The sequence below is a fragment of the Halosimplex amylolyticum genome, assembly GCF_051414035.1.
GTDB classification, from domain to species: Archaea; Halobacteriota; Halobacteria; order Halobacteriales; family Haloarculaceae; genus Halosimplex; species Halosimplex amylolyticum.
This window is the reverse complement of the sequence record NZ_JBLKNW010000004.1, coordinates 242,168-265,635: the sequence shown is the minus strand read 5'-3', so window position 1 is coordinate 265,635 and position 23,468 is coordinate 242,168. Positions and strand designations below refer to the sequence as shown.

Sequence of the window (23,468 nt, the reverse complement as noted above, 5' to 3'; positions counted from 1 at the left end):
GTCGAGATTCGGGCGGGACGTCGTCCGTACCCGGTCGGAGACCGCCGCCGAGTGGTGGACGGACGAAACTGGATTCAGGACCTGCTCGCCGCTACCGACTCCATCCCGACGTCCGTGATCTCGAAGCGAGCGCCGTCGACGCCCTCCGTGACACCGATCTCCCAGCCGTGCGTCTCGCAGATTCGGTCGACGATCGCGAGCCCGTATCCGGGATTCCCGTCCTCGGTCGAGAAGCCCGACTCGAAGACGCACTCGCGGTCCGCCGGCGGGATGCCGACGCCGTCGTCCGCGACGTAGAATCCGTCACCGTCGGTCACGCCGACGCGTACCGTCGAGGCTCCGCCGTGGTCGAGCGCGTTCCAGAAGAGGTTCTCGAACAGGCGGCGGAGCTGGCTCTCTCGCGATTCGAACGCGGCGTCGCCTTCGATGACGAGGTCCATCTCCTCGGACGACACCGTCGCCCAGGCCCGTTCGGCGCTCCCCGCGAGCGACACGCCGGTCGCCACCGACTCCTCGCCGCGTGCGACCTGCAGGAGCTCGTCGATGAGGTTGCGCATCCGGTTGTGGGCTTCGGCGACCGCGTCGAGGTGTTCGAAGTCGCCCGTCTTCTGGGCCAGTTGCACCTTCCCCTCGGCGATGTTGAGCGGGTTCCGGAGGTCGTGCGAGACGGTGTTCGCGAACGATTCGAGAATGTGGTTCCGACGCTGGAGCTCCTGCTCGCGTTCTTTCTCGCCGGTGATCTCCCGCGAGTGGACGAACAGCCCCTCGTCGACGGGATAGACGCGAACGTGCAGCCAGTAGTCGTGGGGCTCGAAGTAGGTCTCGAAGGCGACGTCCGCTCTGGTAGTCATCGCCTCCCGGTAGTTATCGTAGAGCTCCGTTCCGTCCGCTTCCGGAAACTCGTCGAGCAGCGATCGACCGAGGACTTCGTCGGCCGTCCGGCCAGTCCGCCGCACCATCTGCTCGTTCCAGTAGGTGATCGTCCACGCGGAATCGACGACGAAGAAGCCGTCCGTCTGCTCGTAGAGCTCGAGCAGCCGGTTGCGGGTGATCTCCGCGCGGCGCACTGATCGCCGGTAACCGACCGCGTTTCTGATGCGGTTGACGAGTTGCTCGTACACTTCCGTCCCCCCTTTCTGGATGTACGAGGTCACGCCGGCGTCTATCGCGTCGGTGGCGATCTCCTCGCTCCCCTGTCCCGTGAAGAGGAAGAAGGGCAAGTTCGGGTAGTCTTCGCGGACGGTCCGGAGGAACTCGATGCCGTTCGTGACCGGCATCTGGTAGTCGCTCACGACGGCGTCGACCTCGCCGTCGGTGAGCGCCTCGAACCCGTCGCGAGCGTTGCGCGCCGTGACGACGGTGAAGCAGTCGTCCAGACGTTCGAGCTGCAGCGCCACCAGTTCGGAGAACTCCGGTTCGTCGTCCACGTGAAGCACGGTTATCTGCGGTTCGTCCACGCCGTCGAACTCGGTGTCTGGGAGTGCCATCGTGTCTCGTTACCCGTGTCGAACGGCGACCGAGCGGTGACTGACGCCGGCAAAGCCGCCATCGCTGTTCGGACTCTCGATACCGGGTCTCGCGCCGGAGCGGGTGCGTCTACCCGTCGACGTTCGCTCCGACCACACTCACCGCTCACCCCCGGCCTCCGCGATGTTCTGGTCGGAGGCGAGTCTGCTCATCGCCTCGTCGGCGTCGGCGATACGGTCCGTCTGCGCGTCGAGTTCCTCGGCGATCACCGCGGTCTCGGTCGCGATCTGGTCGGCGGCGGTCGTGGTCTGTTCGACCATGCTCGCGACTTCCTCGGTCGAGGCCGCCTGCTGGTCGGTCGCGGCCGCGACCTCGGTGATGCCGTCACTCACTTCCGAGACCGCGCCGTGGATGTCGTCGAGGATCGCGACGGCGTCGTCGACCGACTCGATGCCGCGGTCGATCCGCTCGTTGTTCGCGTCCAGCGAGTCGACGGCGCTCGTCGTATCGTCCTTGATGGCGCCGACCACCGACTCGATCTCGCTGGCGTAGCTCTGGGACTCCTCGGCGAGGCTCTTGACCTCGTCGGCGACGACGGCGAACCCTTCGCCCGCCTCGCCCGCGCGAGCGGCCTCGATGGAGGCGTTGAGCGCGAGCATGTTCGTCTGGTCGGCGATGTCGTTGATCACCTCGACGATCTCGTCGATCTCCTGGACGCTCCCGTGGATCTCCTGGACGTCCCGGGAGACGTCCCCGGCGGCGTCCTGGATCTCTCCCATCGCCGCTCGCACTTCCGTGGCCGACTCCTGTCCCTCGTCGGCGAGTTCCTTCGCCTCCCGGCTGGCCGAGGACACCTCCTCCGAGGACGACGCGATCTCCTCGACGGCCGCCGAGAGGTTCGATATCTCGTCGGAGACCTGCTGCATCCCCTCGTACTGCTCGGCCGTCCCGTCGCGGATGTCGCCCAGCCGACGAGCGATCTCGATCGACGACTCGTGCAGCTCCGCGATCGACGTCTGGACGTCGTTCGCCGCCTCGTGGTCGTACTCCTGGTCGACGTCGATGTCCTCGTCAACGTCCGTTTCGACGTCGTCCAGGTCGTTCGAAGCGGTCTCTCCGAGGTCCCGCTCGCGCAACTGATCTGACCCCGGGCCGTTCCCGGAGTGCCCCGTGTTCGGTGACATAGGCGATGCTGAGGAATTGGTAGTTATAACGTTCAGTGTCCAGTTATAACACCTGATACGCTGGAAATTATTTATATTCGTCCGAAATTTTGTGTTTATTATCGTAACAAACGTCTGCGAGTTCACATCTGTGTGGTTTATATCGATGTAGGCTAACGCTGTGATAAATGGGTGGCGCCGGTGACAGACGGAAGGCGGTCGAAGCGTTTCAGAGAGCCGGACTGACGGAGTACGAGGCGAGGTGTTTCGTCGCACTGTCGCGGTTCGGGGCCGGGACGGCGAAGGACGCCGCCGAGGTCTCCGATCTCCCGCGGACCCGAGTGTACGACCTCGCGGAGCGACTCCAGGATCGCGGGCTCGTGGAGATCCGTGAGGGCAGTCCTCGCGAGTTCCGTGCCGTCGACCCCGACATCGCCGTCGAGAAACTCCGGCGGGAACACAGCGACCACCTCGAATCCGCGGCCGACGCGCTCCGGGCCGTCGCGACCCCTCAGCGGAGCGATTCCACGAGCGGACCCTGGCGGATCGAAGGGCAGCAGAATGTGATAGAACGGGGACAGTTCGTGGCCGCGCGGGCCGAGACCGAGCTGTTCGGTTTCTTCACGTCGGCCGCGTCGTTCGACAGAGACTGTTTTCGTCAGGCGCAGTACGCGATAGACCGGGGGGTCAGTGTCGTGCTCGGCGCCAGCGACGAGGGCCTCCGCGTCGACCTCCGGGAACGCTTTCCGGACGCGACGATCTGGAGTCCGTCGCTGGACTGGCAAACGCTGGAGACGGACGGCTCTCAGCTGAGTCGCCTGGTGATGGCCGATCGATCGGTGGTGATGCTCGCGTCCATGCGGGAGAACGGAGGAACGCTCGAGGAGACCGCCGTCTGGGGCGAAGGCGACGACAGCGAACTCGTGATACTCTGCCGGAACCTCCTCGGGGGGAACCTCGACGAGGTGACGGGCGACGGCTCGCCGGATCTCCCGCTCTGAGGTCCGCCCGCGGCGACCGCCGCGGGCTGTCGCCTCGGGACGCCGGCGAGCGAGTGGCCGGTCGGCTCCGCCCCGTCGTCGAGCGCACGCGCGGCGGCTTCGGCGACGCGGCGGGTCGGTGGCGCCGTCCGGAACCGATGGTGGCGTCTCCCGCCCGGCGCGCGCTCACCCGTTGGACTCCTCGCCGAGGTTGAGTGCGGCGGCGAGCCGCGTTGAGATGACCTGTTCGACCATGGCGAGCAGGTGCTCGTCGTCGGCCGTGTACTCGGCGAAGATGCCGAGCGAGATCTCGCCGCCGGCCATGTCGTAGTGGCCGCCGGCGACCCCGACGTCCCCGAACGCGTCGTCGAGGACGTCGCCGAGATGGACGCGCGGGTCGGGCGAGCGGCCGCTGAGGTGGATCGCCCCGTCGACGATCCCGAAGACGATAGCGGTCTCGACGCCTTCAAGCGCCGAGAGGTAGTCGGCGGCCTGCGGGAGGGCGTCGCGCTCGGTCGTCCGGCCGACGTGCGAGATGAGGACCGCGCCGCGCGTCCGCCGGTTCTCGATGGCGGTCCCGATGGCGTCGAGGGTCGCGCCCGTGACCGACGACGAGGAGAGCTGGCGGAGCAGGTCGAGGTCGGCGTGCTCGTGGAGGAACCCGGCGGCGTCGTACTCGGCGCGGGTGGTCCCGCGGAGGAACTCCAGGGTCTCCCGACGGATAGCGAACAGGAGCGCCGTCGCGAGCACGGCGTCGGGCTCGATGTCGAGGTCGCGGACGTACTCCGTGAGGATGGTGGCAGTCGCGCCGATGGCCTCCCGGTGGTCGACGAAGCCAGCGTCGATCTCCTCGGCCGGATGGTGGTCGATGACGATGTCGACGGGCGTCCCCTCGGGGACGCGATTGTTTCGGCCGGGGATAGAGTGGTCGACGAACGCGAGCAGTGCCCCGTCGGGTCGGTCGCGGACCACCGCGGGGTCGAACGGTTCGGGTTCGATGTCGAGGAGGGTGACGAACGCCCGGTTCTGCTGGTGGGAGATATCGCCGCTGTAGAGGATGCGCCGCTCCTCGATGCCGGCGGCGGCGGCGATCTGCCCCAGCGCGAGCGCGCTCGCGAGGCAGTCCGGATCGGGGTTGTTGTGACAGACGATCGTGAGATCGTCGCCCTCGACGAGGCGGTCGTGAAGCTGGCGGGCCTTGCTCATGGTTTTCCGGGCCGACTGTCTCCGGACGTCGGGGATCCGCGGATCTCTAGCGGCGCAGGCGCCAAAACGCTGTGGCCGGCACACGTAGCGGGCGCGGTGACTGGCGCTCGACGGGCGTTCCGATCACGGACGGGCCGGCCTTCAGGTTCATGCAGAATCGAGTTGCGGCGTCCGTGCGAAGAGTCGATGGTGAAGATACGAATGGCCACGGATCCGGAGCGCCGGCGGTACTACCCCGAGGCGGAGAACGTCCCTCTCAGCGAGGCCGTCCGCGAGGCGATCGCGGCCCACGAGGAGGCGTCGCTGTCCACCGCCGACCTGGACCTCTACGAGCACGTCGACCCGGACGCGCTCGACGGCCTCTTCAGGAGCGACGCCGACGTCGACGTGTCGGTCCAGATCCGCCTCGACGACGTGACCGTCAGCGTCTGGAGCGACGGCGGCGTGGACATTCGCGTCACGGACACGATCGAGTAGTCCCTCGACAGCCCGCACCCCGTATTAGGTGTATCAGGCCTACGGCAGACTCCTAATAGGTACATAGACAACCTCTTTCAGGAATCGGCCGCGCGATTCGAGTGTGAACGCACGACGCCACGCGAACGACGCGGATCGAACGATCGGGGGTCGGTAGCCCGTGAGTGACGCGGCGCGACATCCGCGGGTGCTGGACCTCCCGCGCGACGAGCGGGGACTCGCGGCGACGCGAGTCGCCCTCCGTCGAGTACAGGAACTCCTGCCCGAGTTCCTCGTCGACCTCGCGACCGACGCCGACGCGGACGGCCTCGTCGTCCCGTTAGACGGGGGGATCGACGCCGCGGCGGCCGCCGCGCTGGCCGTCGACGCGGTCGGTACCGAGGACGTGCTCGGACTGATCACGCCCGCGGGGCTGGCCGACGAAGCGACGGCGAGTACGGCCGAGGCGGTCGCGGAGATGCTCGGGATCGAACACCGGCGGCTCCAGCTCCGGCCGGTCGTCGCGGCCTTCCACGAAGTGGTCGGCGAGGCCGGCGGGCCCGCGGACGACCTCGTCGCGACGGACAACGCCGTCGCGCGCTTCCGGACGGCGACGGCGTACTACGTCGCCAACCGGCGAAACGCGCTGGTCGTCGGGCCGGTGAATCGAACGGACCGCCTGCTCGGCTCGGCGACGAAGTACGGCGAGACGGGCGTCGACTGTTTCCTCTTCGGCGACCTCTACCGGACGGAAGTCCACGCCCTCGCGCGGGCGATGGACCTGCCGGTCGAGATGCTCGAGGAGACGCCGCGGAGGGGCCATCACGACCCCGACGACGCGGCCAGACTCGACGTCGGGGCCGAGACGGTCGACCGGGCGCTCAGGCTCCACGTCGACGAGGGCCGCGACGCGACCGCGGTCGCCGACAGACTCGGGATCGACCGGTCGGTGGTCACCCGCCTCGCCGACTGGTGCGCGGCGACCCGGCACAAGCGCCACCAGCCGCCGAAGCCGTCGACGAACCGCTGACCCGCGCGTCTCGCGGCGGCGGTTCGACCGGGTCGTCGTTCGACCGGATCGTCGTCCGACCGCGACCGTCTTCACTCCGAGTTCGACTTCCGTCCCGACTCGGACGGAGGCCCCGAGTCCACCGTCCCGCTGGCGTCGGTCTCGGCGTCGGCCGCAGTCGCTGGATTCGAGTCACCGTTCGCGGCACGACCGGCCGGCCGGCTCGACTTCGATGCCGACTGCCGACCCGGCGACACGGTCGGGATCTGCTCACGGTGGGGGTGTTCGTGGACGAGGACGGTCTGGTCGACGGCGGTCGCGCCGTGGCCGCGGAGCATCGTCGTCGTCTCGTCGACGCGGTGGTCGGGGACGGCGACGGCGACGCGGGGGCCGTCGGGTTCGGGCACGTCCCGATAGGTGCCCGCGAGGCCGCCGACGAACCCGCCGACGGCTGCGCCAGCGCCGAAGCCGAAGACCACGAGCGTCAGGCGGCCCGCGGTCATGAGTGGACTGAGCCGGGGGAGCCAGACCACGTCCATCGCCATCGCCAACAGGAGCGCGGCCCCGAGGACGCCACCGACGAGGCCGCCCCACGCCAGGCCGCGCGCCTCGGGTGGGCGCGCCGAGGGGTCGAAGAAGGCGTCGTCGATCTCCGGGCGGTGTGGCTCGCGGTCGGTCTCCCTGAGCGACCGCTCCGCGTCGCTCGCCGCCTCCTCGTCGTCGAAGCGGGCGACGACGCGCCTCACGAACCCTCACCTCCGTTCGCTCCGCTCCCCGCCCCGCCTCCCCCATCGCTCCCCTCGGTCCGGTCGCCTTCGAGGAGTCCGTGGACCTCGGCCTGCACGCCGCGGCTGACCGAGTCAGGCGGGCCGACGATCCAGGCGTGGTTGTACTTGCTGTCGTACGGCGCGGCCTCTGTCGGGCCGAGGAACTTGTCGAGGTAGTTCTCGACGGGCGTCGGCACCTCGTCGGGTCGGACGGCGAGCATCGGCCCGTGCTTGCCGCGGTGGCTCTCGACGCTGGCGGGGAGGGCGGTCTGCCATCGGTCGACGTCGGCGACGATGAAGTTGTGGCCGGGCTCGGCGATGCCCCAGCCGACGTTCCTGGCCCACTCGCCGAACCACCAGCCCTGGTTGCGACCGAGGTCCTTGTAGCCCGCCCAGGCGGCGCTGAGGCTGTAAGGGTCGGTCGCGTCGGGGACGCGCGTGACGTGGCCGAACTGCCCGAGGTCCCGGGCGACGGTGGAACTGATGGCGTCCTCGTCGCCGAGCAGGTACATGTAGGCGCTGTCGTAGCGGGCGTCGAGTTGCTCGGCGGTCGCTTCGGGGACCTCGTCCTCGGTGACGTAGAGGAAGCCGTCGCCGGCGTGGGCGTTCCACGACTGCACCGGGACGGCCCGTCGAGCGTCGTCGACGCTCGCGATCAGCGCCTCGTCCTCGTGGTTGCCGTGCATCGAACTGACGTACTGGTCGACGTTGGCGGCGACGCTGACCGGGTCCTCGCCGGGGATGCGACGGACGCGCATGCCCATCGCCTCGACCTCCCGGCGGACGCTCTCACCGACGTATCGCTCGCCGCCGATCAGGTACACCTGGACGTTGCCGTCCATGCCGACGCCTTCGGGGTGGGCGCGTTCGATCTCGTCGCGAGTGGCCTGTGGGAGCGAGTCCCGTCGGGTGAGCAGGACCGCACCGTCGATCGGGTGGTGGATGAGACCGACGCCGGGGAGCGACGCTTCGAGCACCTCGTCGCTGACGAGGATGACGGCGCCGGGACGAGTGTGTTCGTTGACCGCGGTGTAGACGTTCTGGCAGAAGGCGGCAGCGGTTTCGTACATCGACTCGCCGGCGAGGCGGGTGGTCATCGTCGTCGCCGACCACTCGTCGTAGTCGGCGGTCGCCGGGCCGCTCCGCTCGTCGTCGTCCTCCTGGGCGAGCGCGGCGCCGGCGCCGACGACGCTCGCACCGACCGGGAGCGCGAGCGCGTCACGGAGGAACGACCGCCGACTGCGGTCGGTCACAGCGCACCTCCCGTTTTGACGTTACGGCGGACGAGCAGCCCGTTCACCGGCCACGCGACGGCGAAGCCGACCAGGACCGAGAACGCCATCACGCCGTACCAGAGGATGCTGTCGTCGCCGGGCATCATCGGCAGGTTGACCATCATCAGCACGTACATCATCGTCATCATCCCCACGGAGACGCTGGTCATGCTGACGGCGACCGCGAACAGGCCGCGCCTGGCGGCACTCCCGCGGTCGAGGCCGGCCGAGTCCGCGATCATCGGGATGTGGAAGACGACCCACGAGACGAGGAACGCGACGACGTAGACGACGGCCATCTGGAGTATCATCGGGCTCCCGAGCGCGAACAGCCGCCCGCCGAACACGACCATCGGCATCCCGAAGTACGTCAGCAGGAACGCCGTCGCGACCATCGTGGTCCCGGCGAAGCCGACGCCCATCGCCGTCGCGGTGGCCGCACGGAGCCAGTAGGGCCTGACGACGCGGGGACCCTTCTCCGTCTGTATCACCTCCCGACCCCGGTACGCGGACCAGTAGAGCGCCAGCCCGACGGGCCCGAGCACGAGCGTCAACAGCGGCCACACCATCCGCGTCCAGCGGTTCGTCCGCGAGAGCCGGCGGCGCGCGTGGACGAAGACGAACGAGGCGCCGAGCAGGCCGAAGGCGGCCCAGACGGCCGAGAGCGCGTCGAGGGGACTCATCCCGGCGCCCTGGAGGCGATAGGGGGTGATCTCGACGGCGTAGTCGCCGCGGGCCTGACTCACCCAGGACACCTGATCGAGCGTGCCCGCGACGAAGATGTGGTTGAACGGCCCCTCCGCGGGCGTCGAGAACCACGCCGACTGGCTGCGCCAGAGGAAGTTCTCGGTGATCGCGGGGAGGCCGCCGTCCGCGTGCGTGAGCAGTAGCGGGCCGGCCTTCCCCCACTGGAGGTTGCTCGTCGCGACGGCGTGGCCCGGTCGGTCGGGGTTGACGAGCATCACGTTCGTGTAGCCGACCGTGTCGCGCTGGTCCATCCCCCAGCCGAAGTCGCGCGACTCGTCGCGGAACTTCGCGACCTGCACGGCGTGGTCCTGGGGCGTCCGTCCGGCCACGCGCGTCCACGAGACGTCGAGGTCGGCGAGCGCCTCCTGGGGGACCTGGCTCGCGGGCGCGAGCACGTAGGCGTGGGTGGCGTTCACCTCCGCGATGGCCTGGCGCGTCGCCGCGGGGACGCCGCTCTGGTTCGCGTAGAGCAGCGGGTCGCCGCTGTAGGCGCTCCAGGCGGCCGCGGGCGCGGCCCACGCCGACGATTCGGAGCCGACGATGACGACGTTGTTCGGGCTCACGTCGTCGGCCGCCGACCCTCGCGTGGCGATCTCGGCGGCCGTCTCGGCGGGCGACCCGCCCGAGACCGTCACCGTCTCGACGCTCGCTCCCTCGGCGGCGGTGTCGTTCTCGCCACCACTGGCGTCGGCACCCGGTGGCGGGGCGTCGCCGGCGAGGACGACGGCGTCGGAGGCGGCGCGCAGCCGCGACGCGGCGAAACCGGTCTGCCAGTCGTCCTCGGGGACGCGAACGACGGTGTCGTAGGAGAGATTCGCGCCCGGCGGTCGCCCCGCCCGCGCGGTGTCGGCGCTCAACGCCGCGGGATCGGTCGCGTGGAAGCGGCTCACGTCTTTGGTCTGCATCGTCGCGTACTCGCCGTCGGGCGTCTGCCCGTAGTCGAACAGCGTGAGCGCGACCACGTACAGCGGCTGGGCGGCGACCAGGATCGCGACCAGCGCGGCGACGACGACGGCGAGCGATCTCCAGCGGTCCATAGTCTCTGGCGCGGTTTGGGGCGTCGAAGCGGTAGGGTACGTGCTTGCCCTGGCAGGGGCGGTGTCGGCGGCCGTCTCCGCCGATCTCGGTTCTGTCAGATGTTACCAAACGTCCAAGGTGTCGGCGGTCGAACGACGGGTATCGACGATGGCAGACCACGACCGCGACGACCACCGAGCGTCGCAGGCCGGCGAGGCGAGCGACGGGGATCGCGTCGAAGAGGCCATGCTCGAAGACGCGGCGGTGACCGGACAGGCCGAGGAAACCGCCGAACACGGCGGAGGCGGCCACGCCGGCCACGGTGACGACGGTGATACGCACGGCGGCCACGACGGTCACGACGGCCACGACGGCCACGGGGACGGCGGTGGAATGCACGCCGGTCACGAGGCGATGTTCCGGCGGCGCTTTTTCGTCTCGACGCTGCTGTCGATCCCGGTCTTGCTCTACAGCGAGGCGCTCCGGTCGTGGATCGGGTTCCCGGCGCCGCCGTCGTTCCCCGGGAGCGAGTGGATCAACCCGGTCTTCGCGGTGGTAGTCTTCGCCTACGGGGGCGTGCCGTTCCTCCGGATGGCCGCGCCCGAACTGCGAGACCGGTCGCCGGGGATGATGACGCTCATCTCGATGGCGATCACCGTCGCGTTCGTCTACAGCCTCGCGGGGGTCGTCTTCCCGACGACGGCGGCGTTCTTCTGGGAGCTCGTGACGCTGATCGACGTCATGCTGCTGGGCCACTGGATCGAGATGCGGTCGGTGCGCCGCGCCTCCAGCGCGCTCGACGAACTCGCGAAGCTCATGCCCGATACGGCCGAGCGGATCACGGACGGGGGCGACACGGAAGAGGTGCCCGTCGGCGCCCTCGTCGAGGGTGATCTCGTCCTCGTCCGGCCGGGGGCGAGCGTGCCCGCCGACGGCGTCGTCGCCGAGGGCGACTCCGACGTGAACGAGTCGATGATCACCGGGGAGTCGAAACCGGTGTCGAAGGAGCCCGGCGACGAAGTCATCGGCGGGACGGTCAATGGCGACGGGAGTCTGCGCGTCCGGATCGACGCGACGGGCGAGGAGACGACGCTCGCGGGGATCATGCGCCTGGTCGAGGAGGCCCAGTCGAGCGAGTCGCGGACGCAGGTGCTGGCCGACCGGGCGGCCGGCTGGCTGTTCTACGTCGCGCTCGGTGCGGCCGTCGTCACCGCGATCGCGTGGACGGTCGCCGTCTCGTTCGACGCCACGGTGATCGAGCGGGTCGTCACCGTCCTCGTGATCGCCTGTCCGCACGCGCTCGGGCTGGCCATCCCGCTCGTGGTCGCGATCAACACGTCGCTGGCCGCTCGCAACGGGATGCTGGTCCGGGACCGCATCGCGATGGAAGAGGCGCGCAACCTGGACACGATAATCTTCGACAAGACGGGGACGCTCACCGAAGGGGAGCACGGCGTCGTCGACGTGGCGACGGTCGACGGGGTCGACGAGGACGAGGCGCTCTCGCTGGCCGCGGCGGTCGAGGGCGACTCCGAGCACATGATCGCCCGCGCCATCCGCGAGGCGGCGACCGAACGCGGGATCGAAGCACCGGGCGCGACCGACTTCGAGGCGATGAAAGGGCGCGGGGTCCGGGCCACGGTCGACGGTGCCGAGACGTACGTCGGCGGGCCGAACCTGCTCGATCTCCTCGACAGCGAGGTTCCCCCGGCTATCGCGTCGTTCGCCGACGAGGCCGGCGAAAACGGACAGACTGTCGTCTATCTGGTCCGCGAGGCCGAACGGAGTGAGGCCTCGGAAGGAGCGAGCGGTGAAACCGCGAGCCGCGAGGACGACCGGGATGAGTCCTCGGACGGAGCGAGCGGTGAAACCGCGAGCCGCGAGGCCGAACGGAGTGAGGCCTCGGAAGGAGCGAGCGGTGAAACCGCGAGCCGCGAGGCCGAACGGGGTGAGGCCTCGGACGGAGCGAGCGGTGAAACCGCGAGCCGCGAGGCCGAACTGCTCGGTGCCTTCGCGCTGGCGGACGTCATCCGCGGGGAGAGCTACCGGGTCGTCGACGCGCTCCACGACCTGGGTATCGAGGTCGCCATGTTGACCGGCGACTCGGAAGACGTGGCGAACGCCGTGGCCGACGAACTGGGGATCGACACCGTCTTCGCCGAGGTGCTGCCCGGGGACAAGGACGCGAAAGTGCAGGAACTTCGTGACCAGGGGAAACTCGTCGCGATGGTGGGCGACGGCGTCAACGACGCGCCGGCGCTCGTCCGGGCGGATGTCGGTATCGCCATCGGCAGCGGGACCGACGTGGCCGTCCAGTCCGCGGACGTCATCCTCGTCCGGAACAACCCGATGGACGTGGTCAGGCTCGTCGAGTTGAGCCGGGCGAGCTACCGGAAGATGCAGGAGAACATCGTCTGGGCGGCGGGGTACAACGTCTTCGCCATCCCGCTCGCGGCGGGGGTACTCGCTCCCGTCGGCGTCCTCCTGTCGCCGGCCGTGGGCGCCCTCCTCATGTCTCTGAGCACGGTGATCGTCGCTATCAACGCCCAGCTCCTGCGGCGGGTCGACCTCTCGGTGGCCGACCTTCCCGATCCGTCGCTGGAGTCGCCGCAAACGGCGGACTGAGCGGGAGCGCAGGTCGGGAAGTCGCTCCGGGGGCGGTACCCATAAGGTCCGGACCTCCCAAACACGTGTGTGGATCCGTCACGTGTGAGCCCGCGGACGGTCGCGCTCGCCCTCCTCTGCGTCGCGGTCATCGCGTTCGCGGCGGCGACGCTGGACTCGACGACGAACCCGAACCCGGCGATCGGATCGGGGTACTTCGGGGCGGACGAGGACCTGGGTGGCGAACGGACGCCGACAGACGACCCCTCCGGCGACAGCGAGGAGGGGCGCGACTCTCCGCTCGACCTGGACACCGAGCCCGGTTCGCCGTTCCAGTTCTGCGTACAGTGGCTCCAGCAGCCGCTGGTCCAGGCGCTGCTCGTGTTCGGGCTCGTCGGTGTATTCGCGGTCGGGCGCTGGCTGGACGACGCGGCGACGGGCCTGGCCGTCGTGTTCATCCTCGGCTACCCCGGCTTCTTCCTCTATCTGCTGTTCACGTCGTGCCAGACCGGAAGTCGCGGGTTTCTGGGTCTCTCCGACCAGGGGCGACCGGCCGAGGAGGGCGGCGGACTGATGGGCGGCCAGACGACGATCGCGCCGCCGAGCCTGTCGACGAAACTCTTGCTCCTGCTCGTCGTCGGGACGCTCGTCGCCGTCGCGGCGCTGGTGCTGACCGGGAACCACGACCAGCGTGACGAGCAGGTGACCGGCGACGAGGAGGAGGAGGAACCCGAGCCCGAACCGGCGACCGACGTCGGCGCCATCGGCGCGGCGGCGGGCCGGGCGGCCGATCGCATCGAGGAGACCGACGAGTTCGAGAACGAGGTCTACCGCGCGTGGGCGGCGATGACCGACCACCTCGCGGTCGACCACCCCGAATCGAGCACGCCGGCTGAGTTCGCGACGGCGGCGACGGCCGCGGGGATGGACGCCGACGACGTCGCCCGACTCACCGGCATCTTCGAGGACGTCCGGTACGGCGGCGAGGAGCCGACGGCCGAGCGCGAGGAGGCGGCCGTCGAGACGCTGCGGCGGATCGAATCGACCTACGCGGCGGACGGCGACGAATCCGGCGAGGGGGCGAGCGGGGCGTGAGCCGGAACGTCACCGCGACGCTGGGCGCGCTCCTCGGCGTCGTCGGGCTGGTCGCGGTCGCCGCGCCTGGGATCACGACGCCGCTCCCGGCGGGCGACGGGGTCGTCGTCGCTGTCGGCGCGGTGCTGCTGCTGGGTGCGCTCGGACAGATCCAGCGGCGCCGGACCACCGAACCCGGGTACGCGGAGACGGCGGACGCGGAACTGGCGGTCGACCTGCCGACGCCAGGGGACGACCTGGACCGGCGACTGAACCGGCTGGCGCTGACCCGGTTCAACGAAGCCGAGCGCCACCGGCTCCGCGACGAGGTTGGCGAGGTGGCAGTGGCGACGCTCCAGCGCCGTGAGCGCTGCTCGGCCGAGGAGGCCGAGCGGGCCCTCAGCGAAGGGACGTGGACCGACGACCCGTTCGCGGCGGCGTTTTTCACCGGGCGGGCGCCGGAAGCCAGCGCGAGCGACCGGGTACGCGAGTTGCTCCACCGGGAGTCGCCGTTCAAGCGCCGCGCGATCCGCGCCATCGGCGAAGTCGAGCGCCTGCTGGAGGGCGAGGATGACTGACGGCGAATCCCGGGAGGCGGACGGCGAGCGCCGGCAACTGGACGGTGAATCCGGGCGACCACACCACGAATCCGGGCGGCCCGACGACGAACCCGGGCGACCCGACGGCGGGACGACAGTCGATCCGTCGACCGGCGTCGACGACAGCGGTGCCGGCGACGGCGTCGATCGGGACCGTTCCGCGGAGATTGCTTGCGACGACACGGCGGCAGACCGCGTCGACGACGACCAGCCGACGCAGGCCGGCGACGGGCAGTCGACGACTGCCGCCGCGGGTCCGACGGCGACGACCGTCCGGTCGTCGACGCTACGGTCGACGAATCACTGGGCCGGGTTCGCGGCGGTCTCGTTCCTGTCCGCGGGCCTGGGCGTCGCGCTCAGTTCGCGCCCGCTCCTGCTCGCGGCGGTCGTCGGCGTCGGCTACCTCGCCTACGCGAACGCGACCGAGGCGCCGGAGCCGCGGCTGGCCGTCGAGCGTCGGCTCTCGACCGACCGGCCGGAGCCGGGCGACAGCGTCGAGGTGACGGTCGTCGTCGAGAACGTCGGCGACGCCGTCCTGCCGGACCTGCGGGTCGTCGAGCAGGTGCCCGAGGCGCTGGCGGTCACCGACGGACCGGCGCGGGCGGCGACCGCGCTCCGGCCGGACGCGCGGATGACCTTCTCGTACACGGTGCTCGCGCGCCGGGGCGCCTACCGCTTCGACGGGCTGACCGTCCTCGCGCGCAACGCGAGCGGGAGTCGCGAGCGGGAACTCGACCTGGAGACGGCGCCGGCGTCGGTCACGTGCATGGCGCCGATCGACGCGACGGCGGCGGTCCCGCTCCGCGGGCTCACGTCGCCGTACACCGGCCGGGTCTCGACGGACAGCTCGGGGGAAGGCGTCGAGTTCGCCTCCCTCCGGGAGTACCAGCACGGCGACTCGCTGAGCCGAATCGACTGGAACACCTACGCTCGCGACGGGACCCTGGCGACGATGGAGTTCCGCGAGGAGCGCATGGCGACGGTCGTGGTCGTCCTCGACCTGCGGCAGTCGGCCTACCTTCAGGCCGGCGACGACGGGCTGCACGCCGTCGACCGCGGCATCGACGCGACCCGTCGGATCTTCAACTCGCTGCTGGACACGGGCGACCGCGTCGGGCTCGCGGCGTTCGCGAGCGACACCGTCTGGCTGGCGCCGGGCGCAGGGGCGACCCACCAGGCGCGCGCCAGGGAGTTGCTCACGACCCATCCCGCGCTGTCGCCGACGCCGCCCGAGGGGCGGGTGTACGTCCGGTGGCAACTGCGTCGGTTGCAACGGCGCCTCGACGACGACGCGCAGGTGGTGTTCGTCTCGCCGATGCCCGACGACACGAGCGCGCTCGTCGCCCGGTCGCTCCAGGTGCGGGGCCACCCCGTCACCGTCGTGAGTCCGGACCCGACGCTCCGCGACACGCCGGGGCGGACGCTCGCGGCGATCGGGCGCTCGAACCGGCTGAACGACCTGCGCGGGAGCAGCGTCCGCGTCGTCGACTGGGACGCGAACGAGCGACTGGCCGAGGCGCTCGAACGCGCGCGCAGGCGGTGGTCGGCGTGATCGCCGGACCGGCCGGTCGCCGAGCCAGGAGGTGGCGGCCGTGAGTGGAACCGAGATCACCCGCCGGCCGGGCGGGCACTCGCTGCTCGTCTCCGGCGTGGCGGGCGCGACGGCGGCGGCGACGGGGCTGGCCGGGAGCGCGACAGGCACCGTCGTGACCGCAGTGGGGACGGTCGTCTTGCTCGCGGGCGTGCGGACGGCGAATCACCGCGCCGTCGACGCGGGAGGACTGCTGGCGTTCCTCGGCGTGGTCATCGCCGCGCTGGGGAACGCGCCCGCACCGGCCGTCCTCGTCGGGACGGCGGCGTCGGTCGTCGCCTGGGACGCCGGCGGGAACGCCGTCTCGCTCGGCCGACAGCTCGGGGCGGAAGCCGACACCGCCCGCGCGGAGACGCTCCACGCCGTCTCGGGCGCGCTGGTCGGCCTCGTGTCCGCGGGACTGGGACTCGTGCTCTTCGAGGCGGGACCGACCCGCCAGCCCGTCACGACGCTGTTCGTCCTCCTCGTCGCCGCGAGCCTGCTCGTCGTCGCGCTGAACCGGTGAGGCGAGCGGTCGAATCGCGTGTGATATCGATCGAGAATCGGACGCTCGGTGTCGTTGCGTGCGGCTAGCAGCTACCGTCGCCGGTCGACCCAGCGCGCCGGCCCGCGACTTTTCCGTCTCACGTCCCAACATCCGACGTGGCACCCCTCGAGACGCTCCTCCACGACGAGCGGACCAACGCCGTCGTCAGCTGGGTGGCGGTGGGTGCCCTCGCGCTCGCCGCCGTCGTGAGCGCGCTCAGCGGGAACGCCCTCTGGGCGCTGCTCGCAGTGGTCGTCGCGGTCGCGATCGGACTGCCCGCGCTGGCGACCCGTGACTGGCGGGCGCAGGTCCCCTGGCCGCTGGCGCTGCTCGCGGCCGTCGCGGTGATCGGCCCGCTGGCGGGCCTGCCCGACGAGATCGCGGGCTACGTCGCCGTCTCGGCTGTCGCGCTCGTGGTCGTCGTCGAACTGGACGTGTTCACGTCCGTCGACCTGAGTCGACGGTTCGCCGTCGCGTTCGCCGTGTTGACCGCGATGGCGGTACAGGCCGTCTGGACCGTCGCGCAGTTCTATTCTGACCGCCTGCTGGCCACGGATTACATCACGTCGAAGACCGAACTCCAGTGGGACTTCGTCGTCGTGACGGTCGTCGCGCTCGCGTTCGGCGCGCTGTTCGAACTGTACGTCCGCCGATTCGAACACGTCGGGTCCCACCGGCGACCGCCGGGGAAGGCTGAATCGACATGACGCTGAGGGAGACGCTCGGCCTGTCCGATTCGCAGGAACGACTGCTCACTCGGGTGCTGCAGGCCGGACTGGTGGGGCTGGCGGGATACGGCATCGCGACCGCCAACTGGGGGACGGCCGTCAACGGCGCCTCCGCCCTCGCGATCACGTTCGTCCCGGCGCTGATACGCCGGGAGTACGACTACGCGATGGACCCTGGGCTAGTGCTCTGGATCGTGATCGCGGTCTTCCTGAACGCCCTGGGATTCCTGGGGCTGTACGAGCAGTACCAGTGGTACGACGAGATCACCCACACGGTCTCGGCGACGATCATCGCGGGGATCGGCTACGCGTCGTTTCGCGCGTTCGAGGTGCACTCCGACGAGATCGACGTGCCGCAGGCGTTCCGTTCGGTGTTCATCGTCGTGTTCGTGCTCGCGGTCGGCGTGGTCTGGGAACTACTGGAGTTCGCGTCCGAACTCCTGGCCGGCGCGCTCGGATCGGCGGCACCGCTGGTCGTGTACGGTATCGACGACATCGTGACAGATATGATCTTCAACGCCGTCGGCGCGGTCGTGGTCGCGCTCTGGGGGACCGGCTACGTCGGCGGCCTCACCGCGTTCTTCCGCCGCCGCCTCGAATCCGGCGACGACGCGTAGACTTCGAACCCGCCGGGGCGGCCGAGACGGAGCGATTTACACGCCGGGTATCGGGACGAACCGGAAGGTGAGGTAGGCGCCGACCGTCGCGATGGCCGGCACGACGTTCTGCATGAATACGACCCGGGCGGTCGTCGCGGGGTTGAACAGGTCGCCCGCGGCGGGGATGTCCTCGGGGTCCTCCTCGCCGATGGGGGGCAACTCCTCGCCCGCTTCGTCGGCGGCGAGCGCGTTGACGGTGACCGGCGGGGCCTCATCGGCGGAGACCGCCTCGGGGACGGTCATCGGCCGGGTCGCTCGCCCCCAGCCGAGGCCGACGATGCTCATCGTCGCGATGATGACGAAGCTCGCGGGGATGCCGAGCGCGGAGAGGAAGACGACGAGCGTGGAACTGACCGCGGCGACGACGATAGCGGCCGTCAGCGGCAGTTCCGTGATGTCGCTGCCCATCGTCTCCAGCGTCCGGCGGGCGATCGTGAACGCGCCGATAGTGACGGCGATGCCGCCGAGGACGATGGCGGGGTCCATCTTCAGTTCGCCGCTGCCGACCAGCGGCGCGACGGCGTTGGCGATGTTCGAGGTCCCGGAGCTGAAGGCCATCAGACACCCGATCGCGACGACCGTGATCGTTCCGCCGAGCTCGCGCCGGTTGGTGGTCTTGTGGACGCTCGGGATCGGGACGAGGCCAGAGCGATCGACGTCTAACAGCGGGCCAGTACTGCGCTCCATCGCGACCAGGCGGTTGAGTCGTGCGTAGAAGTACCGGCCGATGATCAGCGACACCCAGAAACCGATGATCGGCGAGACGACCCACCAGGTGACTATCTCGCCCATGACGGCCAGGTCGAGGACGCCGCCGGCGAGGCCCAGCCCCGCGATGGCGCCGACGGCGGTCATCGACGTCGACGCCGGCACGCCGAAGATGTTGCCCATCAACAGCGCGACGCCGATGAAAAAGAGGACGACGATGGACGATTCGAGCGTGAACACGCCGCTGTCGACCACCAGTTCCGACCCGAGTTTCGTCACGACGTTGCGCCCGATGGTCCAGGCGCCGAGGAAGAAGAACACGCCCATCAGCCCCGCGGCGGCCGTCTTCGAGATCGCGTCCGCGCCGACGGCCGGGCCGAACGCCGGGCCGGTCGTCGACCCGCCGATGTTGTAGGCGACGAACATCGCGACGAGGACTCCGACCACGAGCAGGATTTCAGCCATCAGTCGCCCCCGCCGGTCGTCTCGGTCGCGTCGTCCCCGTCAGTCTCGTCGTCCCCGTCAGTCTCGTCGTCCCACACTTCCTCCTCGGCTTCGTCCTCCCACTCACCGTCTGCCTTCTCGTCTTCCCACACCTCTTCTTCGTCCCTGTCCTCCCACTCGTCCCCGGTTTTCGCGTCCATCTGCTCTTCGACCTTCTCTTCGACGGTCTCCTCGACGGTTTCGCCGACTTTCTCTTCGACGGTTTCGCCGACGGTTTCCTCCACCGTCTCCTCGACCGTCTCGCCGACGGTTTCCTCTACGGTTTCTTCGACAGTCTCGCCGACCTTCTCTTCGACCGTTTCCTCGACCGCCTCGCCGACGGTCTCCTCGACGGTTTCACCGACTTTCTCTTCGACGGTTTCGCCGACCTTCTCTTCGACAGTTTCCTCGACTTTCTCCTCGACGGTTTCGCCGACGGTCGCTTCGACCGTCTCACCGACGGTTTCGCCGACCTTCTCCTCGACGGTTTCACCGACCTTCTCCTCGACCGCTTCGCCGACCGATTCCTGGACGGTCTCCTCGACGGTTTCGCTGACCGTCTCGTCGACGGTTTCGCCGACGGTCGCTTCGACAGTCTCGCCGACGGTCGCTTCGACAGTCTCACCGACGGTTTCCTCGACGGTTTCGCCGACGGTCTCCTCCACGGTCTCTTCGACGGTTTCGCCGACTTTCTGCTCGACCGTCTCGTCGACGGTCTCCTCGACCGTTTCCTTGACGGCGGTGGTCATCCAGTCGGGGTCGAACCGGGCCATCTTCCAGACGACGTGGATGAGGTACGATAGCAGGACACCGAAGCCGAAGGCCAGCCCGACGGCGTTGTTGACGACCACGATCAGGCCTACGGAGAGCGCTATCAACAGCCCGTACACGAGGTCGACGATCGAGTCGACGCGGCTCGGATTCACCGTTCACCCGAACCGTCTCCGAGCGATGCAGTCGCGAGAGCCCGTTGCTGCCGACCGAATGGGTGAGAAAACACGTGTATCTCTATAGAGTGATCCTCGGCTCAAGTAAGTTGGCAATGGCGATCGGCCCTACCGAGCGATGATGCCGCCCGAGACCGCCGATGGCTCCCGAGATTCACCTGCGGGAGATGAACGAGGCCCGAACCGGTGGGTCGCTCGCGAGCCACGGTCGTCAGGCGCCGGCCGCGTCGGCCCGCTCGGCGGCCAGCAGCTCCACGATCGCCTTCAACAGGCCGAGGACGACGGGGCCGACGAACAGGCCGAGAAAGCCGAACACGGCGATCCCGCCGAAGATGCCGAGGACGAGCAGCGCCGGGTTGAGCCGCGCCCCCCGGCGCATCGCCAGCGGCCTGACCACGTTGTCCGACCCGCTCACCACGACGGCGCCGTAGACTGCCAGTCCCGCGGCCGCGACCGTCTGCCCCGTGATCGCGAGGTACGCGACCGCGGGGATCCAGACCAGCGACGCGCCGATGAGCGGCAGCAGCGACAGCACGAACGTGAGCACCCCCCAGAAGACGATGTTGTCGAAGCCGACGACCAGCAGGCCGAGGACCGTCAGGACCGCCTGCAGGGCGGCGACGATGACGTTGCCGACGACGGCCGCCCACAGCAGGTCGTCCGTGCGCCGGAACAGCGCCTCGGTGTCGGCCTCGGTGAGCGGACTCGTCGTCCGGAGCCACGAAAGCAGTTCGTCGCCGTCGCGCAGGAGGTAGAAGAACGTGAACAGGAAGACCACGATGCCGATGGCGGCCGCCGGGAGCAGGCCGACGAACGCCGTGACTTGCCCGGTGAGGCCGCCGATCACGGTCCTGACGACGTCGCCGACCGAACCGGCCGGCATCGTGGGCAGGGCGGCTGTCCCGGACCACTGCCGGAGGACGGCGGAGAGGCTCTCAGCGTCCGGCAACTCGACGCCGCTGGCCACCGTGATCGCCTGCCGGACGGCGACGGCGACCAACAGCGCCAGCGGCGCGACGACGACTGCGGTGGTCGCGACCGTCGTGACGAGCGCGGCGACGGTCGCGTTCAGTCGGCGCGAGACCCGCGCGTTGACGGGGGCGACGAGGTAGGCCAGCAACCCCCCAAGCACGACCGCCTGAAAGAACGGGACGATCATCAGGACCGACAATACGCCGACGACGAGGGCGAGCGCCAGGAGGAACGGTCGCGAACCGGTGTTTCCGTCGGTCATCTCCCTGTCACTGTTCGGTCGGTCATTTGGTCGTCACTGCCCGATCGTTTCGGGCGTGGCCTGTTTTGTTATCCAGTGCCATCCGAAGGCGGTCCCGGTCCGCCTGGTTTCACCGGACGTCGACGCGGAACCGTCCGCCGGACGAGGGACAGCAGAAACCGTGTGGCGACCGGCGTTCGGCGTGTCGGCTCCCAGTGCCACCGCGCTCCCGAACGCCGACCCGTCGCCTGCCGACGGTCCGCGCTCGGGCGACGTGCCCTCGGAGAGTTGCTCCTCGACGAAGCCGACGCGGACCACCACGTCGCGGTCGAACTTCGCGGTCAGCCGGTCGTCCCACCGCTGGGCGAGGTCGGGGGGGACCGTCTCGTTCCGCTGGAGCCCCACAAGCACGTTCACCTGCGGTTCCGTCTCGAGGAGCGTGTCGATGGGCTCGTAGTCGACGGTGACTGAGAGGAGTTCGACTCCCTCGACGTCGGCCTCCTCGAAGCCCTGTTCGAGTTCGTCGGTGACCCGCTCTTCGAACGACTGGGTCTGAAACGTCGTCCACGTGACGAGGCCGAGGGCGATCGAGAGGACGGCGATGGCGACGGTGAGGGTGACGGCGCGGGAGAACACGGACGCGCGAACGCCCTCGAACTGTCCCGCGTCGATCGGTTTGAACCCGGCGAAGTAGAACAGGACCAGCGCCGAGACGTTGATTGCGAGCAGGTTGACGACGACGAGCACGGACGCGGCGAGCGCCACGCCCGGGAGACCGAAAGCGATGCCGAGCCCGGCGGTCGCCGCGGGCGGGACGAGCGCGACGGCGATGGCGACGCCGACGAGCGTCGACCCCGACCCGCGCATGACGCTCAGCGACCCCGCGATGCCGGACCCGAGCGCGAGGATCAGCGACAGGAAGTTCGGGCTCGTCCGTTCGGCGATTTGCGGTATCGCAGTGATGTCGAGTTCCGGCGGGATGAGGATGGTCTGTTGCAGGAGCCACCCCATGACAGCCGCCGTCAGGATCGCCGCCACCAGCCCGGTCGCCTGGAGCACGGCGCCCCGTCGGGCCATCCCGGGCTCGTCGAGGATCGTCCCGACGGACGCCGAGATGGCGGGTCCCATCAGCGGGGCGACGACCATCGCGCCGATGATGGTCGCCGACGAGTCGAGCAACAGCCCCGTCGTCGCGATGACGGTGCTCAACAGGAGGAAGGCGAAAAAGGTGGAGTTCGCGGGCGCGAGGTCCTGCGCCCGGGCGTACAGTTCCTCGCGGGAGATCCGGAGGCCGGGGAACCGCTCGATAAGCGCCGAGAGCCGCTGGGAGATGACGGTCTCGGTCGGGACGACGATCGTATACGAATCCTCCCGGATCCCGGCCGCCACGAGTTCCTCCAGCACCGGTTCGACGCCGCTGGGCGGCACGGGAAACTGTGCCATCGCCTCGAAGTCGCCGCGGCCGACCTCGTCGAAGACGGCGTAGTCGATACCCTGCTCGTCGAGCGCGTCGAGGACTGGCGAGCGATTCCCCTCCGGGATCAGGACTTGGACGAGTCGCATGGCCATATGGGGTGGTATCGTCGGCGGACCGAGTCGAGGTCCTCGGGCGGGGGTACCCAGGCGACGACCGCCGGGAGTCTGTGTGTCGCGATCCGAAGGGACGGCGGCGCTCGACCGGTCGCGCCGCGGCGAAGTTGCGTTACCCCGCGACCTCTTCGGCGGCGAACGTCTCGCGGAGCTGCGTCTCGTCCTCGGGCGAGAGGTTCGTCTCGATGATCTCGAAGTCCGTGTCCTCCGTCTCTTCGGCGATGCGATCCAGGTTGGCGTCACGCGTGAGGAGGAACAGCGCCGAGTGGCCCGGCTCGACCGTCTCACTGACCTCCGTGATGAACGAGTCGTCGATGCCGATGTCCCCGAGTTTCCCGGAGAGCGCTCCGCCCGCCGCGCCCGCGAGCAGCCCGAGCCACGGGGCGAAAAAGACAAGCCCGATCAGCATGCCCCAGAAGGCGCCCCCGAGGGCGCCCGAACCGACGAGACTGTGGGCCTGTTTGACCTTCGCGCGGCCGTTCTCCTTCCGGACCACCACCGCGGCGTCCTCAAGTGAGATCAGCTCGCGACGCTGGAAGTCGTACATCTTCTCGCGCATCTGTTCTGCGCCGTCCATGGTGTCGAACGCCAGTACTACGAGCGAACTCATTCGGTCGACCGTGTGGGTCGTTCCCACGTAGTAATAGACAGGCCACCGCC

The 23,468-nt window shown here is 69.5% G+C and carries 21 protein-coding genes; 10 read left to right on the top strand and 11 right to left on the bottom strand.

Features of this window, described 5'->3' with window-relative positions; all coding sequences use genetic code 11:
• Positions 1-74: 74 nt before the first annotated feature.
• A complete protein-coding gene (locus ACMGFE_RS18055) occupies positions 75-1,487 on the bottom strand; it encodes a sensor histidine kinase (protein ID WP_436926626.1) in 1,413 nt (470 codons plus the stop codon).
• Positions 1,488-1,625: 138 nt separating this feature from the next.
• Complete coding sequence (locus tag ACMGFE_RS18050) at positions 1,626-2,651, bottom strand: methyl-accepting chemotaxis protein (RefSeq protein WP_436926625.1); 1,026 nt, start codon at positions 2,649-2,651, stop codon at positions 1,626-1,628.
• A gap of 167 nt (positions 2,652-2,818) precedes the next feature.
• On the opposite strand from ACMGFE_RS18050, the gene ACMGFE_RS18045 reads away from it, so the two are divergent.
• Positions 2,819-3,631, top strand: coding sequence for a TrmB family transcriptional regulator (locus ACMGFE_RS18045; RefSeq protein WP_436926624.1), 813 nt, complete (start codon positions 2,819-2,821; stop codon positions 3,629-3,631).
• A gap of 165 nt (positions 3,632-3,796) precedes the next feature.
• Here ACMGFE_RS18045 and ACMGFE_RS18040 read toward each other — a convergent pair whose 3' ends face one another.
• A complete protein-coding gene (locus ACMGFE_RS18040) occupies positions 3,797-4,816 on the bottom strand; it encodes a DHH family phosphoesterase (RefSeq protein WP_436926623.1) in 1,020 nt (339 codons plus the stop codon).
• Positions 4,817-5,017: 201 nt separating this feature from the next.
• On the opposite strand from ACMGFE_RS18040, the gene ACMGFE_RS18035 reads away from it, so the two are divergent.
• Together ACMGFE_RS18035 and nadE are read left to right on the top strand one after the other, a co-directional pair.
• Positions 5,018-5,293, top strand: coding sequence for a HalOD1 output domain-containing protein (locus ACMGFE_RS18035; protein ID WP_436926622.1), 276 nt, complete (start codon positions 5,018-5,020; stop codon positions 5,291-5,293).
• Between the two features lie 160 nt (positions 5,294-5,453).
• Positions 5,454-6,302, top strand: coding sequence for an NAD(+) synthase (gene nadE / locus ACMGFE_RS18030; RefSeq protein WP_436926621.1), 849 nt, complete (start codon positions 5,454-5,456; stop codon positions 6,300-6,302).
• Positions 6,303-6,373: 71 nt separating this feature from the next.
• Here the strand turns inward: nadE and ACMGFE_RS18025 are convergent, their stop codons facing one another.
• The 3 genes from ACMGFE_RS18025 to ACMGFE_RS18015 are packed head-to-tail and all read right to left on the bottom strand — an operon-like array spanning position 6,374 to position 10,106.
• Positions 6,374-7,027, bottom strand: a complete 654-nt coding sequence (locus ACMGFE_RS18025; RefSeq protein WP_436926620.1) for a hypothetical protein — start codon at positions 7,025-7,027, stop codon at positions 6,374-6,376.
• Complete coding sequence (locus tag ACMGFE_RS18020; RefSeq protein WP_436926619.1) at positions 7,024-8,301, bottom strand: cell wall-binding repeat-containing protein; 1,278 nt, start codon at positions 8,299-8,301, stop codon at positions 7,024-7,026. The genes ACMGFE_RS18025 and ACMGFE_RS18020 overlap by 4 nt, the downstream gene beginning before the upstream one ends.
• The gene (locus ACMGFE_RS18015) at positions 8,298-10,106 is read right to left on the bottom strand and encodes a DUF4396 domain-containing protein (protein ID WP_436926617.1); all 1,809 of its coding nucleotides are present in this window, start codon (positions 10,104-10,106) and stop codon (positions 8,298-8,300) included. Before ACMGFE_RS18015 ends, ACMGFE_RS18020 begins: the two co-directional genes overlap by 4 nt.
• Positions 10,107-10,254: 148 nt before the next feature.
• Here ACMGFE_RS18015 and ACMGFE_RS18010 point away from each other — a divergent pair, with 148 nt between their 5' ends.
• The 7 genes from ACMGFE_RS18010 to ACMGFE_RS17980 all read left to right on the top strand — a co-directional run bounded on the left by ACMGFE_RS18010 (position 10,255) and on the right by ACMGFE_RS17980 (position 17,825).
• Complete coding sequence (locus ACMGFE_RS18010) at positions 10,255-12,711, top strand: heavy metal translocating P-type ATPase (RefSeq protein WP_436926616.1); 2,457 nt, start codon at positions 10,255-10,257, stop codon at positions 12,709-12,711.
• 69 nt (positions 12,712-12,780) lie between these two features.
• The gene (locus tag ACMGFE_RS18005) at positions 12,781-13,785 is read left to right on the top strand and encodes a DUF4129 domain-containing protein (protein WP_436926615.1); all 1,005 of its coding nucleotides are present in this window, start codon (positions 12,781-12,783) and stop codon (positions 13,783-13,785) included.
• Entirely contained in the window at positions 13,782-14,342 is a 561-nt protein-coding gene (locus ACMGFE_RS18000; RefSeq protein WP_436926614.1) for a DUF7269 family protein, read from the top strand. Before ACMGFE_RS18005 ends, ACMGFE_RS18000 begins: the two co-directional genes overlap by 4 nt.
• Positions 14,335-15,915: a DUF58 domain-containing protein gene (locus tag ACMGFE_RS17995; RefSeq protein WP_436926613.1), complete on the top strand. Its 1,581-nt coding sequence runs from the start codon at positions 14,335-14,337 to the stop codon at positions 15,913-15,915. Before ACMGFE_RS18000 ends, ACMGFE_RS17995 begins: the two co-directional genes overlap by 8 nt.
• Before the next feature lie 40 nt (positions 15,916-15,955).
• Positions 15,956-16,459 carry a DUF7519 family protein gene (locus ACMGFE_RS17990; RefSeq protein ID WP_436926612.1) on the top strand — a complete coding sequence of 168 codons (504 nt, stop codon included), beginning with the start codon at positions 15,956-15,958 and terminating at the stop codon, positions 16,457-16,459.
• A 137-nt stretch (positions 16,460-16,596) separates the two neighbouring features.
• Entirely contained in the window at positions 16,597-17,187 is a 591-nt protein-coding gene (locus ACMGFE_RS17985; protein WP_436926611.1) for a hypothetical protein, read from the top strand.
• Positions 17,184-17,825, top strand: coding sequence for a DUF2238 domain-containing protein (locus ACMGFE_RS17980; RefSeq protein ID WP_436926610.1), 642 nt, complete (start codon positions 17,184-17,186; stop codon positions 17,823-17,825). Before ACMGFE_RS17985 ends, ACMGFE_RS17980 begins: the two co-directional genes overlap by 4 nt.
• A 36-nt stretch (positions 17,826-17,861) precedes the next feature.
• Here ACMGFE_RS17980 and ACMGFE_RS17975 read toward each other — a convergent pair whose 3' ends face one another.
• The 5 genes from ACMGFE_RS17975 to ACMGFE_RS17955 all read right to left on the bottom strand — a co-directional run bounded on the left by ACMGFE_RS17975 (position 17,862) and on the right by ACMGFE_RS17955 (position 23,385).
• Positions 17,862-19,040, bottom strand: coding sequence for an inorganic phosphate transporter (locus ACMGFE_RS17975; protein WP_436926609.1), 1,179 nt, complete (start codon positions 19,038-19,040; stop codon positions 17,862-17,864).
• The gene (locus ACMGFE_RS17970; protein ID WP_436926608.1) at positions 19,040-19,984 is read right to left on the bottom strand and encodes a hypothetical protein; all 945 of its coding nucleotides are present in this window, start codon (positions 19,982-19,984) and stop codon (positions 19,040-19,042) included. Before ACMGFE_RS17970 ends, ACMGFE_RS17975 begins: the two co-directional genes overlap by 1 nt.
• Before the next feature lie 232 nt (positions 19,985-20,216).
• Positions 20,217-21,239 carry an AI-2E family transporter gene (locus ACMGFE_RS17965; RefSeq protein ID WP_436926607.1) on the bottom strand — a complete coding sequence of 341 codons (1,023 nt, stop codon included), beginning with the start codon at positions 21,237-21,239 and terminating at the stop codon, positions 20,217-20,219.
• A gap of 33 nt (positions 21,240-21,272) precedes the next feature.
• Positions 21,273-22,781, bottom strand: a complete 1,509-nt coding sequence (locus tag ACMGFE_RS17960) for a TIGR00341 family protein (RefSeq protein ID WP_436926606.1) — start codon at positions 22,779-22,781, stop codon at positions 21,273-21,275.
• A gap of 139 nt (positions 22,782-22,920) precedes the next feature.
• A complete protein-coding gene (locus ACMGFE_RS17955) occupies positions 22,921-23,385 on the bottom strand; it encodes a DUF1269 domain-containing protein (RefSeq protein ID WP_436926697.1) in 465 nt (154 codons plus the stop codon).
• Between the last annotated feature and the right edge of the window lie 83 nt (positions 23,386-23,468).